The organism is Gilvimarinus sp. 2_MG-2023 (assembly GCF_030547685.1).
Lineage (GTDB): Bacteria > Pseudomonadota > Gammaproteobacteria > Pseudomonadales > Cellvibrionaceae > Gilvimarinus.
On sequence record NZ_JAUOQM010000003.1, the window covers coordinates 86,731 to 102,255 of the forward strand.

Genomic DNA, 15,525 nt, shown 5'->3' on the forward strand with positions numbered 1-15,525 from the left:
CATGAAGTGGTTGCCGGAAAATCCCAATACCCGATTAACGGTGAAACTAACCGCTATCGTCAGCTTCATGTTTGTTTTTGCAATCTTCATTATGCCGCCAATGTACGATGCGTTTTGTGAAATAACAGGTTTAAATGGAAAAACCGGCGATCAGTATCAAGCGGTGGATGTGAAAATCGATACCAGCCGTGAAATTAAGATACAGTTTGTCGCCACCAACAATGAGGGAATGCCCTGGCAGTTTGGCCCAGAAGTGAAAACCGTGACGGTTCATCCAGGTGAACAAACGCGGATTAACTACTTGGCAAAAAACACCACCGGTAGAGATATGATCGGGCAGGCCGTACCCTCTTTGATTCCATACAAAGCGGCCAGTTATTTTCACAAAACAGAGTGTTTTTGTTTTAACCAACAGGCGCTGTTGGCCGGTACCGAAGCAGTTCTACCGATGTATTTTATCGTCGATCAAGACCTGCCCGAATACATCAAAACAATTACGTTAAGTTATACATTGTTTGATGCCACCGACCGATTTAGCAAAGAAGAGTTGTTAAGCATGGCCGAAGCAGGGCCAGTAACATTAACCGCAGAACAATAACATTTTGCGCGGGGAGTAGAATTATGAGTGGAGGAACCTACTACGTACCGGAACAGAGTAAGCTGCCGATTTTTGCCAGTTTTAGCCTGTTTTTAACGGTATTTGGTGCGGCCAATTGGATAAATGGTAATTCCTATGGCACCTGGCTATTTTTTGCCGGTGGCTTAATGTTTGCCGCCGTATTATGGAATTGGTTCAGTATTGTCATTAGCGAAAATATGGCAGGAAAGAACAGCCCGCAGCTAAAACAATCCTATGTTATTGGCATGGGCTGGTTTATCTTTTCCGAGGTTATGTTTTTTGCCGCCTTCTTTGGCGCCTTGTTTTATATTCGCACTCTGGCAGTGCCTTGGCTTGCCGGTGAAGGTGATGGCGGTGCCAGCAGTGAATTACTGTGGCCCGGATTTGAAGCCCAGTGGCCGCTGATGACCACCCCCGACATGGCCGTTAACGGCGAAGAGGCTCTGCGCAAAGGCCCAGAGCAGAATATGAGCTGGCCAGGCTTTGGCGGCTTATTAAGCTGGCTGCCATTTTGGAACACCGCTATCTTGATGACCTCCAGTGTGACGGTACATTTTGCCCATACCGCTATTAAAAACAACAAGCGTAAGCAGTTTAATATTATGCTGGGCTTGACCGTATTGTTAGGGGTTATCTTCCTAATATTACAAGCGGAAGAATATATTCACGCCTATACCGAACTGGGCTTAACGCTTGAGTCTGGCATCTACGGCTCCACTTTCTTTATGCTGACAGGTTTTCACGGTGCACACGTCACCATGGGTACCATGATGCTGCTGATTATGTGGTTGCGATCGGTCACCAAAGGCCACTTCAAGCCCGACGATAATTTTGGTTTTGAAGCGGCCAGTTGGTACTGGCACTTTGTCGATGTCGTTTGGGTCGGCTTGTTCTTTGCCGTGTACGTATTTGGTTAAAGATTGAATGCCCTGGGGTTAGCGTAAATGCTGATCCCAGGGTGCGCTATCGGTAAGAATACCGGTGTAAAAACCGTAACCGACGCAGATCATCATCAGTACCGCCAGCGTTATACGCACGCCCAGCGAGTAGAGTGTGCGTTTAGAATCGGGAACACCGGCATCGCGCAATAAAAAATTTAGGCCCGCACTCAAGCTGAGTACGACGCCAACAAATAAAATGAGAATGATAATTTTCAACCACATAGCAAAATCCTGAAAATCGCCCTAATTCGTGTTATTGGGAACGGGCAGCATACCCCTGCCACTGGCAATAGTCACCTACGGATTAACCCGGCTCGGGATCGCAGCACAAGTAGGTATCACTGTGACACCCACACCATCACCCCAGTTAAAATTCACGCCCAATATCCCTCTGGTGATATTGTCGTTAGTATTATTACCAGCGCTCATTTCACTGGGTGTTTGGCAGCTGGGTCGTGCCGAGGAAAAACGATCCATAGAAGCGGCACTCAATGCACGACAAACTCAGGCGCCCATTAACCTCGACTGGCAAACTCAACTGGCGCCCTATACACGTGTCATTGCCCGAGGCCGGTTTGATAATAATCGAATATGGTTAGTGGACAACCGACAACGCGGAGGGCGTGTGGGTTATGAGGTGGTGCAACCTCTACGATTAACCAATGGATTTGAAGTCTTGGTCAATCGGGGCTGGGTGCAAGCACCGGCCAAGCGTGAGCAAATACCCAGTATTGAGCCATTGATCGGGGAACACACCGTGTTTGCTTCGGTGGCAGCTCTATCGGATCACCCAATGTTGAGTGCCAAAAGTCACTCGGAACAGTGGCCAAAAATTATTACTCAAATTGCACCACAAGAAATGCTGGGTACGAGTGAGCAAGCCCGATCGTATTATTTAAATATTGATTCGGCCAGTGTTGGAGCCCTGCGTACCGAGTGGAAGGCCGTGAATATGAAATCTAGCAAGCACACCGGCTATGCGGTGCAGTGGTTCGCGATGGCCTTGGCGTTATTCGTGCTCTCTATGATTGCCAATACCAATATTGCCAGTGTGTGGCAATACAGAAAAAACAACGAGATAAAATAAGACTATGTCTGCTAAAAAAAGTAAACGCCGGGGGCAAATTCAAGCAGTATTGCTGATGTTAGTGGTTGCATTGCCCATGGTTGCGGCTTATACCATTTACCATACCGGTTGGGGCATGCCCCAGGGCACAGTCAATAAAGGTGTTTTATTACAGCCTCCGCAATTGTTAAGTGAGCTGACTCCGCGTTTATCCGATGGCGCCGAGTGGGACATTAAAAGCGAAGAAAAACGCTGGCGCTATGTGATACCTGGCCATGCCCAGTGTGACTCGATATGTATGGAGAATCTTTACGTAACACGCCAAGTACATATTCGCTTGAATGAAAAAGCGCGTCGGGTGGAGCGTATTTATTTATTACTGGACGATGATTTATCGCCTGAATTGGCCGAGCATATTGCTCAAGAGCATCCAAAGCTGCGAGTCATGCAGGTTGCCAATACAGAATTTAACTCGGCATTAGCTGCCACCAACTTTGCAGACAATAGCGTGAAAGCAGGCCGATATTTTTTAATGGATCAAGAAGGCTATTTAATGATGGCATATCACCGCGACGACCAAGGCGGTGAGCTGTTAAAAGATATTAAAAAGATGTTGAAAACGTCATACGAAGATTAGGGCGAACGATGACTAATGAAAGATGGGTGTGGGGATTTAGAATAGCACTACTGGCCACCGCGCTGGCCTCTTTAGTCGTGGTGCTCGGCGCATTTACCCGACTGGCGGATGCCGGGCTGGGCTGTCCAGATTGGCCCGGTTGCTATGGCCACCTGACCTGGCCGACAACGGCCGATCATGTCGAAGCTGCCGAAGCACTTTTTCCTGAGTCGCCGGTTGAGCATGATAAAACCTGGCCGGAAATGGTTCATCGCCATTTTGCCGGAGCGCTCGGTTTATTGATTTTGGGCTTAACCATTGTAACCTGGCGCAAGGCCAGTAAAACCCGTACAGAAGTGCCACGTTGGCATACAGTTGGTTTGCTGGTGTTGGTGATAATTCAGGCCGCCTTTGGTATGTGGACGGTAACACTAAAGCTATGGCCACAAATCGTCACCGCACACCTTTTGGGCGGTTTTGCCACTTTAAGCTTGCTCTGGTTATTGGTACAGCGCTTGGGACCTTGGCGCTGGGTGACCCAACAGCACCTAACACTACAATCGCTCAAGCCCTTAACTGTGTTGGCGTTAGTATTGGTTACCCTACAGATTGCATTAGGTGGTTGGACCAGCTCTAACTACGCCGCTCTAGCGTGTACCGACTTTCCAACATGCCACGGCCAATGGTGGCCAGAAATGGATGTTGTGCGCGGATTTAATTTAACGCAAACTATCGGCCCCAATTACTTAGGTGGGCTGCTGGAAGGCGATGCTCGCACGGCTATTCATATGGCGCACCGCTTCGGGGCTATTGTGGTGACCTTAACGTTATTACTGCTGTTGCGCCGCTTATTGCAGGTGCGAGTGGCGCGTCCAATGGGGCTGGTGTTGGCCACGGTTCTGGCCGCGCAAATTACCTTGGGCATCACTAATGTAATGGCTCACTTACCGCTGGCCATTGCTGTTGCTCACAATGCTGTAGGCGCTTTATTGTTGCTGTGCATGGTAACCTTGACGCACCGTGTCTATACAGCCAAAGTAGCGATACCACAGTAAGTGAAAACCCATAAATGAATAAACGAGTAACTGCTGCATGAGCCACACCCAAGCCGTTGAACAATCGCCCAGCTGGCGCGATTATTATGAATTAACCAAGCCCAAAGTGGTTATGTTAATGATCCTAACCTCGGTTATCGGCATGCTATTGGCGGTACCTGGTATGGTACCTTTGCATGTGCTGATTATTGGCAACCTGGGTATTGCTTTGTGCGCGGGCTCGGCAGCGGCAGTCAACCACCTGGTGGATAAAGGCATCGACCAGAAAATGGCACGTACTCACAATCGCCCGGTTGCCAAAGGGCGGGTCGGGCCGATGCAGGCTCTGGTATTTGCCGGTGTGATTGGCGCGCTGGGCATGGCGCTGTTGGTGATATTCATCAATACCCTGACGGCCGTCTTAACCTTGGTGTCGTTGCTCGGTTACGCTTTGGTTTATACGCTGTTTTTAAAGCGCGCCACACCGCAGAATATTGTTATTGGCGGTATTGCTGGCGCCGCGCCGCCGCTGCTGGGTTGGACGGCCGTAACCGGTACGCTCGATGGCCACGCATTGTTATTAGTGCTCATCATATTTGCTTGGACGCCCCCGCATTTTTGGGCTTTGGCCTTGCACCGCAAAGACGATTACGCCAAAGCGGGTGTCCCTATGTTGCCGGTTACCCACGGCGAAAAATACACCAAGCTGCATATTTTTCTATACACCATCATTATGATTTTGGTGACCTTACTGCCCTTTATTACCGGCATGATGAGTTGGATCTACTTGATTGGCACGCTCATATTAGGCGCGGGATTTTTATACTGGTCGTTTATGTTAATGGTCAGCAAGCGCGAAGGATTGGGGATGGAGACCTTTAAATACTCGATCATTTATTTAATGGCATTATTTGTGGTGATGTTGGCCGACCACTATCTGTTGCCTACCCATCCGCTGGGAATTTAACGGAGTCAATAGCATGAGTGATACGCAAAATACTGCCCGTAACATACGCTGGACAATTTTCGCCTGTGTGGTGTTTATGGCCGCTGCCGTGGCGCTGGTGGTGAATAAACTTGTCACCCCACGGGTTATGAGTAATGACGAGTTGCGTATCAATGGCGCTTTGATTTTTGAACAGCCGCGCCGCTTTGAGGCCTTTGAACTACTCGATCAAAATGGCGAGACATTCACCCAAGATGATTTTAAAGGCCATTGGTCGCTGTTGTTTTTCGGGTTTACACATTGCCCGGACATTTGCCCCACAACTATGGCCGAAATGTCGCGCTTAATGGGCGCACTGCCTGAACCCATTGCCGCCGATACCGAAGTTATGCTGTTTAGTTTAGACCCCGCGCGCGATACCCCCGCCATTATGAAAGAGTATGTGGCGTACTTTGGTGACGACTTTATCGGCGTAACCGGTGAGTTTTTAACCATGCGGCGCTTTGCCAACCAAGTGAATGTTGCCTTTAGCAAAGTCACCCAAGGCGATGATTACACCGTCGATCACTCCGGTAATATTGTGATTATTAACCCGCGTGGTGATTACCACGGTTTTTTTAAGCCCCCCTTCGAGTTGGCCAAACTCAAAGCGACCTTTAGCTCCATTTACCAAAGCTTCGACGGCTAACCTCGCCCCGGCAGCCGCGCTAGCCAGTTAAGTTAGCGCGGCTGCCGGGTGGGCGAATCTTGCAAAATCTTCTCTGATTTACAAAACCATAGGCGTTTAAGCCACTACCGACTCGCAAAACTGCCCATCTGGCCCTACGCTTAATAGATAAACGTGGCGGCGCGTTCTTTGCTTTATTAACTGGAAAGTAAGCGCCAAGTAATACAACTCAGCCGGGGAGGTTCAGGTGAAAAACAGCTTTAATGCCAAATCTACATTGACGGTCGCAGGTCAAGACTACCGCTATTTTCATTTAGGAGCGCTGGCCGATCAGTACAATCTCGATCGGTTGCCCTTTTGTCTGAAAATACTGTTAGAAAATTTATTGCGTAAAGAAGACGGTAAAAACGTTAGCGAACAAGACATACACACCCTGTGCCGCTGGCAGGGCTCTGATGAGGCCAGCGAACAGGTTAACTTTACCCCCGCGCGCGTGGTGTTGCAGGATTTTACCGGGGTTCCAGCCGTTGTCGATTTAGCCGCCATGCGCGCGGCTATGCGCGAACTAAAAGGCGACCCGGCCAAAATTAATCCGCTGGGGGCGGTGGACTTAGTCATTGACCACTCGGTAATGGTGGACTATTACGGCTCAGCCGACGCCCTGGCCAAAAATACCGAAATTGAATTTCAGCGCAACAACGAGCGCTACCAATTTTTGCGTTGGGGTCAGCAGGCCTTTTCTAACTTTAGAGTGGTGCCGCCCGGTACCGGTATCGTCCACCAGGTCAATTTGGAATACCTCGCCAAAACGGTGTTGGTGGAAGAGCAGGGCGGCGAGCGACTGGCGCTCCCCGATACTTTGGTGGGCACGGATTCGCACACCACCATGATTAACGGCCTCGGTGTACTCGGTTGGGGCGTGGGTGGCATAGAGGCCGAGGCCGCCATGTTGGGGCAGCCCATTACCATGCTTATTCCAGAAGTGGTCGGGTTCGAGCTAAAAGGCGAGCTGCCGCCCTCGGCTACCGCCACTGATTTGGTACTGACCGTCACCCAAATGCTGCGCGAGCACGGTGTGGTGGGTAAATTTGTCGAATTCTTCGGCGCAGGGCTGGCCAATTTGCCACTGGCCGACCGAGCCACTATCGCCAATATGGCGCCGGAATACGGCGCCACCTGCGGTATCTTTCCCATTGACGATGAAACCCTTAACTACCTAACGCTCACCGGTCGCACGGCAGAACAAATTGAGCTGGTAGAGGCCTACGCTAAAGCTCAGGGGTTGTGGCGTGGCGACGATGACCCCGTGGCAGATTACAGCGACATACTCACGCTCGATATGGGCGATGTAGTGCCCAGCCTGGCTGGCCCCAAGCGCCCACAAGATCGCATTGCCCTAACCGATGCGCAAGATGCTTTCCGGCAGTTGTTAACCGAAGAGCGTGAAGAGCAGGGCAAGGTGCTCGCCTCCAGCGATGGTGAGCGCTTTGCCAGTGAGGGCGGGCAAACCGCCATCGACAATACCAATGTGGGCGATACCGGCGGTGTGCCGGTGGAGTACAAGGGCGAGCAGTTTACCCTGCAACCCGGCGCCGTTGTTATTGCCGCTATTACCTCCTGTACCAATACCTCCAACCCCGCAGTGTTAGTGGCGGCCGGTTTAGTGGCCGAAAAAGCGCGCGCACTGGGGCTCACCAGCAAACCCTGGGTAAAAACTTCATTTGCTCCCGGCTCGCAAGTGGTGCCCGCCTATATGCAAAACGCCGGCTTGTTAGAGCCGCTGGCCGAGCTGGGTTTTAATATTGTCGGTTTTGGCTGTACTACTTGTATTGGCAACTCCGGCCCGCTGCCCGACCCCATTCAAAACGCTATTCGTGCCGAAAACATGTTGGTGACCGGCGTGCTATCGGGTAACCGCAACTTTGAAGGCCGTATCCACCAAGACGTGCGCGCTAACTACCTGGCCTCGCCGCCACTGGTGGTTGCCTATGCGCTAGCGGGCAACATGAACATCGACTTACTTAACGAGCCGCTGGGCACCTCGCAAGACGGCAAGGCGGTCTATCTAAAAGACATTTGGCCCACGCCGCAAGAAGTCGCGCAAACCATTGGCAGCGCCATGACCGATGGCCTGTACAGCGAAAAATACGCCGATGTATTTGCCGGCACGCCGGCTTGGCAGGCCCTGCCGGTACCGGATGACGACATTTACACCTGGCCCGACTCCACCTACGTGAAAAAACCGCCCTACTTTGAGGGCATGAACATGCAGCTGCCCGAACAAGGCGCGATACAACAGGCACGTTGCTTGGTTAAAGTGGGTGACTCCATTACCACCGACCATATTTCACCGGCCGGTGCCATTAAGCCCGACAGCCCCGCGGGCCTATACCTTAAAAGTCAGGGCGTTGAGCAAAAAGACTTTAACAGCTACGGCTCACGCCGCGGTAACCACGAAGTAATGGTGCGCGGCACTTTTGCCAATGTGCGTTTAAAAAACAAAATGGCCCCTGGCACCGAGGGCGGCTGGACCACCTACCTGCCGACCGACGAGCAAATGAGCATTTATGATGCATCGCAAAAATACCAGGCCGATAAAGTCCCGCTGATTGTGTTGGCCGGTAAAGAGTACGGCACCGGCTCCAGCCGCGACTGGGCCGCCAAAGGTACCAATTTGTTGGGCATTAAAGCGGTGATTGCCGAAAGCTTTGAGCGCATTCATCGCTCCAACTTAGTGGGCTTTGGTGTACTGCCACTGCAATTTAAAAACGGCGAAAGTTATGAGTCTTTGGGGTTGGACGGCTCAGAAGTATTCGACTTTGCCGCCATTGAAGGCGAACCCAAAACTTTAAACATAACCGCACACAAAGAGGGTAAAGAAATTAACTTTGAAGTGCGCGTGCGCATCGACACCGAAGTGGAGTGGGACTACTACCGCCACGGTGGTATTTTGCACTATGTGCTGAGGCAGTTGGCGGGGTGACTACGAATAGACGTATCGAGCAGGCTATGCGAAAGCATAGCCTGCGTTTTCTTCGCTTATTCCATCGATGGGGCTAATAACGCCTAGCTTTCCGCGCTTTACGACGTGTGTGTAAATCTCAGTTGTTTTAACATCAGAATGCCCCAGTAGCTCCTGAATCGTGCGTAAGTCGTAGCCACTCTCAAGTAAGCGCGTTGCAAAAGAATGCCTAAATGTGTGGCAGGTAACGTGTTTAGGAATGTCCAGTGAACGCATAATCCTGCGTAAATGCTTAGTAACAGCGGTATGATGTAAGTGATGCCTTCTAATTTCCCTCGTGCGAGGGCAGGGGCCGGGGCGGCTGGACGGAAACAAATACTGCCATTTGCTCGAAGTCGCGGCAGACGGATACTTTCTAGATAAAGCATCAGGCAGATAGACGCTGCCTAACCCGCTCTTTAGGTCGGTGCAGTGTAACTGCTTTACCAACTCTATTTGAGCTTTTATATCTGGCAGTAGAGATTGTGCTAACAAAGTCGTTCGGTCTTTACGCCCTTTGCCTTGCCGTACATGTAATATCAGGTTGTCAAAATCAATATCCAATAACCGTAGAGATAAACACTCCGCTTGCCGCAGGCCAGAGCCATACATAATAGAAAACATCAGCTTAAACGGTTGTTTTGCATGATCAATAATCGCTTGGGCTTCTACGTTTGATAGCACTGTTGGTATTCGTTGGTGCACCTTGGCGTACTTAAAGTTTAAATCCGTTAGAGGCTTTCGTAAAAACTCACGATACATAAACACTATGGCATTTAGGGCGATACGCTGCGTATTGGCCGAGTTATTGCGATCGGTGACCAGATGAGTTAGCCAAGCCTCGACCTCTGGCCCAGACAACGTTAGAGGGTGGGCCAACTAGCTGAAGCGTATGAAATTGACAACCCAATGCACATTAGTTTTTTCTGTTTGATAGGAAAGGCCCCTATATCGAATAAACCCACGCAGCTGATCGATAAATCGAACGCTTTTATGGGAAACGTAAACGGGTATATCGTTTGGTGTCTTCATAAGCGACTCCTATGGCTGTGTTTATAGACAGTTATAGGTGAAAACACCCGTTATGCAAGCAGGTGAACATGAGACGGCTTACTTTCCGATTCTGAAAGCGCAACATTAAATGTGATATTTAGTAGATATTTCATGGGCTTAAAGACTCAAGTTCACGAGATGTAATAAACATGATAAATTGCCGGCTGCTGTTCAATTTGGCTTCTTTACCTTTCTATCGAAATGCGCCAAATTTACGGAAATTATATAAATTACAGTGAGTTGTAGCGCATATCTAAAAGCATTCTGGGTGTGATACATTGCCGGGCGCATTTTACAACTCGCACATTAATAAGCTGTTAACTGCATAATTAAATTATGGATATATTAAAAGATATAGAAATTTTAAGTATCGCCAAATTGGCCATACCTGCACTTATATCAATTATTGGGTGGTTTATTCTCAGTAGCCTTTCTCGGTGGCGAGAGAAAGAGAAATTAAGAGAAGAAAAACGCTTTGAGTATCTTGAGCAGGCATACTTCAATATCACGCAGCTAAGAGCTGTAGGCAATCTAACTATTGAGGAGCTGTCCGCTTTATGGACTGAGATTTCATCTTCTATCGAGCTTTACGGTACTGAAACCCAGATTAATCTATGGAGAAGCATCGTAGATGAAATTTCAGGGGGGGAGTCTGACTACCAACAAGTAGACCCTCAACCAAAAATTGTTTCTTCGAAAGCACTGGGCCAGGTACTAGAAAGCATTAGAGATGAAATACGTGAACATCTGAAATATCAAAAAGTTGAAGGCGGGATTCCTTTTCTTGTTCACCATAAGAGCAGTTAACAAGCGCCAGCACAACCGCACACTACGTGTGCTGGACTCGCAACATGTTGCTCGCCTGTGTGGCGGGCGTTATATCTACTTAAGGATCTAACAAGTTTGTGGTTGTCTTCGCTTCCCTTTCCCTTGCACGACCAGGCAGGTGCAAAGCGGCCGCCGATTAGTGTGGTGACGAGCAAGGCTGCTAGGGAAGTGAAGTGCTTGTACATCGTTGTTTACTCATAGTCCGTCGAGGCCGACAGGTTTTGCCACACATCGATTTCTGCGAGTCGCGCGGTGAGGCCGTTGCGCGCCATTTCCAACGCATCTGAGCCAAGCAATAGATGCAGTGGCGGTGTATCTGCATTCGCTAGCTTTACAATCGCTGGCCCAATTTTGACCGGATCGCCAGGTTGGTGATGACTGTAGCTTTTGTACGTGGCTTCAACCCTGCTCCGAACCTCTTCATAATCGTCGATAGGGTTATCGCAAAAGCGTATCGATTTGTTATCCAGAAAGTCGGTACGAAAATAGCCGGGTTCGACGACTGTGACATTAATACCCATAGGTGCTAAATCATTAGCTAGATTGATGCTGAACCCATTTACAGCGAATTTGGACATTCCGTAAAGCGTGCAAAGATCAAATCCTATTTCGCCGCCGATTGAACTGATGTTAATGATATGGCCTGAACGCTGACAGCGCATTACTGGTAGGACCGCGCGTGTTAACCGTATTACGCCAAACACATTGGTATCGAATTGGCGCCGTATATCTTCTTCCGAAGATTCCTCGAAAATACCGAGGTGGCCATAGCCGGCATTGTTCACCAATACGTCGATAGCGCCAAAACGTTCAACGGCGGCCTCCACAACTGAATCGGCTTGTGTGGTGTTTGTGACGTCTAGTGGCAAGCACAATAGCCGTTCAGTATGTTCGTTGAAGGCTGTACGCGTAGCATCCACGTTGCGTGCCGTAGCGACAACATTGTCGCCGCTCGCAAGTGCCGCACGTGCGACTTGAGCGCCCAGGCCACGAGCCGCACCGGTAATCAACCATGTTTTACTGGACATTACTTGGTTCTCCTTTTGGTGATGAATAATTTGTCATTTGATGTCTCGGTGGTTGAGGGTGCCAAACGCCCCCCAAGATTTGATAGAAATCGGAATATTCACTTGTATGGCACCTGTCTGTGACAACCCTGTTTGTACACGGATGTACCTACTTGCAATGTGAAGGCTAATGAGTCGAAAAACCTATGGCCGACGCTATTTTCTATTGAAGGCCGAAGGAGAAGGTATTCTTGTTGTCTGGATTGTTTGCACGATCGTCCGACTATAATCTATTTCTCCTTCCCGAAAGCCGGGTGCAGCCGTATCATGAGACTCTATGAATACACTTGAGACTTTGGTTGATCTAATCGACCGCCACACTCAACGGGACGGTAGCCATATCAGCCCTGTTCCAGGGTTGAAACTGCTGCGTGCATCATCACCGAGCATGTCGATGCCAGTGATTTACGAGCCTACTCTGTGCCTTATTGTTCAGGGCGTGAAGCAGGTATGCCTTGGGACAAAGACTTTTCAATACGATACTGGTAATTATTTGATTGCCTCTGTCGAATTGCCAGTCGTAGGAACGGTCATTGAAGCCAGCAGTACAGAGCCTTATCTCTGCTTACAATTAGACTTGGATAAAAGGGTGCTATCGGATCTAGCAGTTCGCTACCCAGATCATTCTATTAAGGCATTTGTTTCTCCCACTGGTTTGGCACTCAACCGAACCACTGCTGCCTTGCACAACGCCGCGGTACGCCTAGCGGCCTTGCTGGACACTCCCGAGGACATTGATGCGCTTGCTCCACTTATTATTCAAGAAATTCTCTATCGCTTACTGACTGAGCCGGGCAGCAGTCTAATCAGACAAATGGCGCAAGCCGATAGCCGATTGAATCAGATTGCTCGCACCATCCGTTGGATGAGAGATCACTTTCACGAGCCATGTCGTATTGAGCATGCGGCTAAAATCGCGGGTATGAGCCGCTCTACATTCCACTTACATTTCAAAGCCATTACCACCATGAGTCCGATTGAGTTTCGTACACATTTGCGCATGCACGAAGCCCGCCGGTTAATGGTTAGTGATGGGCTGGATGCCGCCAGTGCGGGTTTTAGAGTCGGCTATGAAAGTCCTTCGCAGTTCAGCCGAGACTATGTTCGCCTATTTGGATTGCCGCCTACAAAGCATACTGGACAGCTGCGCGAATTGTTTAATGCTGCACGATAAGGAAGGTTTGATGCGTATCTTGGTTTTAAAAAAATAGGACACCCACAGCTTAGAAAGGCTTAGCTTGGTATGGCTTTTTACTAACCGTTTTTATGTGCTTGGATCATTGAATCTTGAGTTATTAGGGAGTCGATCAATTTATCCAATTTACGACATAATAATCTTGGTCATAAGGCCTATCGTGAATATCGGCTGGTTGTGGGTGGATACATTAGTGAGTACCCCAGTTGATCCTATTTAACTTTATAGAATCTCTATTTTTAGAAGATAGCATATTGCCCACTCCAGTGCTGTTAGGTATTGCAGATGAGCCGGTATCTATAAGTCTATAGACTTTAATGCGAATTAAAATAAGTAACCGGTGGGCTGCTTTAGGGTTAATCTCATAAAAAGAAGATAACGAAATAGAACGGATTCAAAGGTTGTTTGCCATTTATATTAAACGCATAAACCTAAATATGCAGTTGTCAGAAGGGGGAGTACAGATATAGAGCTGTCATTCGTTATCTTGGCATTAGGTAAAGAAATAAAATATGAGGCGTTTACATGGTATAACTATGATCAGTAGCAAATGAGATATAATAAGTCGTTTTAGTGTCCACATACAAAAACCCGTGCGGCTAGAGTGGTAATGCTTCGATTCTATTAATTTCTAAATTGTGTGTTAAGTCTAAAGAGGATTGTTAGTGGATTTGGAGCGTACAGTTATATTTAGTAATGTTACACATGTCATTCTTGGTGGGTCGTATCTAATTTCTCTCTTTTCGTTATTTCTGTTGCGATCGAAAATAAAGAGTATAGGTATAAACTTTGCCATTGTTGGTTTTCTCAGTCTCCTTATAGTTTCTTTTCTTAATGCATTTATAGGACATTTTTTTAGTCTAGAAACAATTAAAGAAATAGCGATATGGAGATACTTGGTTGAATGTATTAGCTTTTTTACCATAAGCTTGGGTGTTCTAATTTTTAGTTTAGGTTTTAAAAAGAAATCTAAATAAGGAAAAGTACGCCTTGAGCTTGCCCCACTTTATCGGACATCTTTAGATAACTCATCTGAAGGTGGGAATGCCAAAATATAAAAAGCCACGTAAAACATGAGCATATTCAATAGAGTTCAATGTGCCGACGGAAAAATGAGCTACGGTGCCGGCATCTAAAGTAAACAGGTAGCAGGGCGAGTGTTGGCATAACGCACAGTGAGTATTGTCCTGTATGATGCACTTATGATCATTACATCACTCACTGAAAAGCGAACTTATAGGGAATGTCCGGTTTCAGAGTTTTCGTGATTTGCATCGAGCATTAAAACGATATATAAACAATTTCTACAATACGGTGAGCTTGCAGTCATGGAGTAAATACTCGCCGATAGAGTATTAGCTCATGGAAGGTTGGGAATATAAGAGGCCAATTTTGTAGGGCCAGATCAACTTCTTTAAAAACACAGAATTATGATTTATGGTAATTCTTGAATTGAATTTAAATCAAAGTAAATTTTATGGAAAAGTCGAATTGGAATACAATAAGGAAGCAATTTCCGCGAAAAGGGTTGTCTAGAGCAACCTTACTTATTTGGATGTGCGATTTACTTTTGATTGGATTTTCTTTGTTTCTCTTTCAGTTGAAAGGTGTTTATATAATATTATCTTGGTTTTTTCTAACCATAGCTCTATTACACACTTACTTGTTTCAACACGAAGCAACACACAATGCTTTATCTAAAAGTAGTACGGTTAATGATTCTCTGGGGCATTTTTTTAGTTGGTTGATTTTCATGCCTTATCTCTCAAGAAAGCGATCGCACGTATTACATCACCGTTATACAGGGCATCCGACTCTCGATCCTGCTAACAAAAGGGCGATTGAGTTTTTCTCTGTCCTCTCTGACGATATGTCTAGAAAATTAGAGCTGATTTGGAAATATTGGATACCTCTATTTGTACTAAATGATAGGGTCGGTCTTTGGCGAGATCCATTTCAAAACACTCATAAAAATCATGATTCTCTATCCCTTAAAAAAGAACGAAATTATTCTATTTTTTATATTTTATTATATCTACTGGCGCTAATAGTACTGTTTAGAACTTCTCTCTTGGTGACGGTATTATTTTGGTATCTTCCTGCACTTATATTTTTATTTTATTTGGAGGAGCTAGTTAATTTGCCACACCATGCGGAAACTCCACTGTTAGGTAAGGAAGAAAAGCCGTTGCATTTCTCTAGGCAATATTTAGTGTCCCATTCATGCAAGCATGTACCTATTTGGTCAAATATTTTTTTGTTAAATTTTAACCGCCATATCCCACATCATCTGTTCCCTTGGGTTCCCTGGGATCAGCTTCCTCGTTTAGAGGATAAGATAAGAATGAATATTGCTCCGTATATAATAGAAGAAAAAACCCGCAATGAAATTAAATGGTCCATAACAAATCGTAAACGTTCGATCTTAGATATAATGGGGCATTATTTTGATAAGCGATAGTGTTTTTGAAATTAGAAAAGTAATTTAAACG

Annotated in this window: 14 protein-coding genes and 1 pseudogene; 12 read left to right on the forward strand and 3 right to left on the reverse strand. The window is 47.3% G+C overall.

Annotated elements, in window-relative coordinates:
* Position 1 precedes the first annotated feature (1 nt).
* Together Q4526_RS00480 and Q4526_RS00485 are read left to right on the forward strand one after the other, a co-directional pair.
* The gene (locus tag Q4526_RS00480; protein ID WP_215974742.1) at positions 2 to 598 is read left to right on the forward strand and encodes a cytochrome c oxidase assembly protein; all 597 of its coding nucleotides are present in this window, start codon (positions 2 to 4) and stop codon (positions 596 to 598) included.
* A 23-nt stretch (positions 599 to 621) separates the two neighbouring features.
* Positions 622 to 1,536 carry a cytochrome c oxidase subunit 3 gene (locus Q4526_RS00485; RefSeq protein WP_215974743.1) on the forward strand — a complete coding sequence of 305 codons (915 nt, stop codon included), beginning with the start codon at positions 622 to 624 and terminating at the stop codon, positions 1,534 to 1,536.
* 18 nt (positions 1,537 to 1,554) lie between these two features.
* On the opposite strand, the gene Q4526_RS00490 is transcribed toward Q4526_RS00485, so the two are convergent.
* Positions 1,555 to 1,782 (reverse strand): DUF2909 domain-containing protein, encoded by a 228-nt coding sequence (locus tag Q4526_RS00490; RefSeq protein WP_215974744.1) that lies wholly within the window; start codon positions 1,780 to 1,782, stop codon positions 1,555 to 1,557.
* Between the two features lie 121 nt (positions 1,783 to 1,903).
* On the opposite strand from Q4526_RS00490, the gene Q4526_RS00495 reads away from it, so the two are divergent.
* The 6 genes from Q4526_RS00495 to acnA all read left to right on the forward strand — a co-directional run bounded on the left by Q4526_RS00495 (position 1,904) and on the right by acnA (position 8,872).
* On the forward strand, positions 1,904 to 2,647 hold the full coding sequence (locus Q4526_RS00495; RefSeq protein ID WP_303609484.1) for an SURF1 family protein: 744 nt from the start codon (positions 1,904 to 1,906) through the stop codon (positions 2,645 to 2,647).
* A gap of 4 nt (positions 2,648 to 2,651) precedes the next feature.
* Positions 2,652 to 3,263, forward strand: coding sequence for a hypothetical protein (locus tag Q4526_RS00500; RefSeq protein WP_215974746.1), 612 nt, complete (start codon positions 2,652 to 2,654; stop codon positions 3,261 to 3,263).
* An 8-nt stretch (positions 3,264 to 3,271) separates the two neighbouring features.
* Complete coding sequence (locus Q4526_RS00505; protein ID WP_215974747.1) at positions 3,272 to 4,297, forward strand: heme A synthase; 1,026 nt, start codon at positions 3,272 to 3,274, stop codon at positions 4,295 to 4,297.
* Positions 4,298 to 4,334: 37 nt separating this feature from the next.
* On the forward strand, positions 4,335 to 5,243 hold the full coding sequence (cyoE, locus tag Q4526_RS00510; RefSeq protein WP_215974748.1) for a heme o synthase: 909 nt from the start codon (positions 4,335 to 4,337) through the stop codon (positions 5,241 to 5,243).
* Between the two features lie 13 nt (positions 5,244 to 5,256).
* Positions 5,257 to 5,910, forward strand: coding sequence for an SCO family protein (locus Q4526_RS00515; protein WP_215974749.1), 654 nt, complete (start codon positions 5,257 to 5,259; stop codon positions 5,908 to 5,910).
* A gap of 226 nt (positions 5,911 to 6,136) precedes the next feature.
* Positions 6,137 to 8,872 carry an aconitate hydratase AcnA gene (acnA, locus tag Q4526_RS00520; protein WP_215974750.1) on the forward strand — a complete coding sequence of 912 codons (2,736 nt, stop codon included), beginning with the start codon at positions 6,137 to 6,139 and terminating at the stop codon, positions 8,870 to 8,872.
* A gap of 24 nt (positions 8,873 to 8,896) precedes the next feature.
* Here acnA and Q4526_RS00525 read toward each other — a convergent pair whose 3' ends face one another.
* Entirely contained in the window at positions 8,897 to 9,769 is an 873-nt protein-coding gene (locus Q4526_RS00525) for an integron integrase (protein ID WP_215974751.1), read from the reverse strand.
* Positions 9,770 to 10,279: 510 nt separating this feature from the next.
* On the opposite strand from Q4526_RS00525, the gene Q4526_RS00530 reads away from it, so the two are divergent.
* Entirely contained in the window at positions 10,280 to 10,750 is a 471-nt protein-coding gene (locus tag Q4526_RS00530) for a hypothetical protein (protein ID WP_215974752.1), read from the forward strand.
* A 212-nt stretch (positions 10,751 to 10,962) separates the two neighbouring features.
* Here Q4526_RS00530 and Q4526_RS00535 read toward each other — a convergent pair whose 3' ends face one another.
* The gene (locus tag Q4526_RS00535) at positions 10,963 to 11,799 is read right to left on the reverse strand and encodes an oxidoreductase (protein WP_215974753.1); all 837 of its coding nucleotides are present in this window, start codon (positions 11,797 to 11,799) and stop codon (positions 10,963 to 10,965) included.
* 316 nt (positions 11,800 to 12,115) lie between these two features.
* Between Q4526_RS00535 and Q4526_RS00540 the strand changes: the two genes are divergently transcribed.
* The 3 genes and pseudogenes from Q4526_RS00540 (at position 12,116) to Q4526_RS00545 (ending at position 15,494) form a co-directional block, all read left to right on the forward strand.
* On the forward strand, positions 12,116 to 13,012 hold the full coding sequence (locus tag Q4526_RS00540; protein ID WP_215974754.1) for an AraC family transcriptional regulator: 897 nt from the start codon (positions 12,116 to 12,118) through the stop codon (positions 13,010 to 13,012).
* A 1,239-nt stretch (positions 13,013 to 14,251) separates the two neighbouring features.
* Positions 14,252 to 14,392 (forward strand): annotated as a pseudogene (locus tag Q4526_RS16450) (IS3 family transposase); the annotation flags it as partial.
* A 118-nt stretch (positions 14,393 to 14,510) separates the two neighbouring features.
* A complete protein-coding gene (locus tag Q4526_RS00545) occupies positions 14,511 to 15,494 on the forward strand; it encodes a fatty acid desaturase (protein WP_215974755.1) in 984 nt (327 codons plus the stop codon).
* Positions 15,495 to 15,525 lie beyond the last annotated feature (31 nt).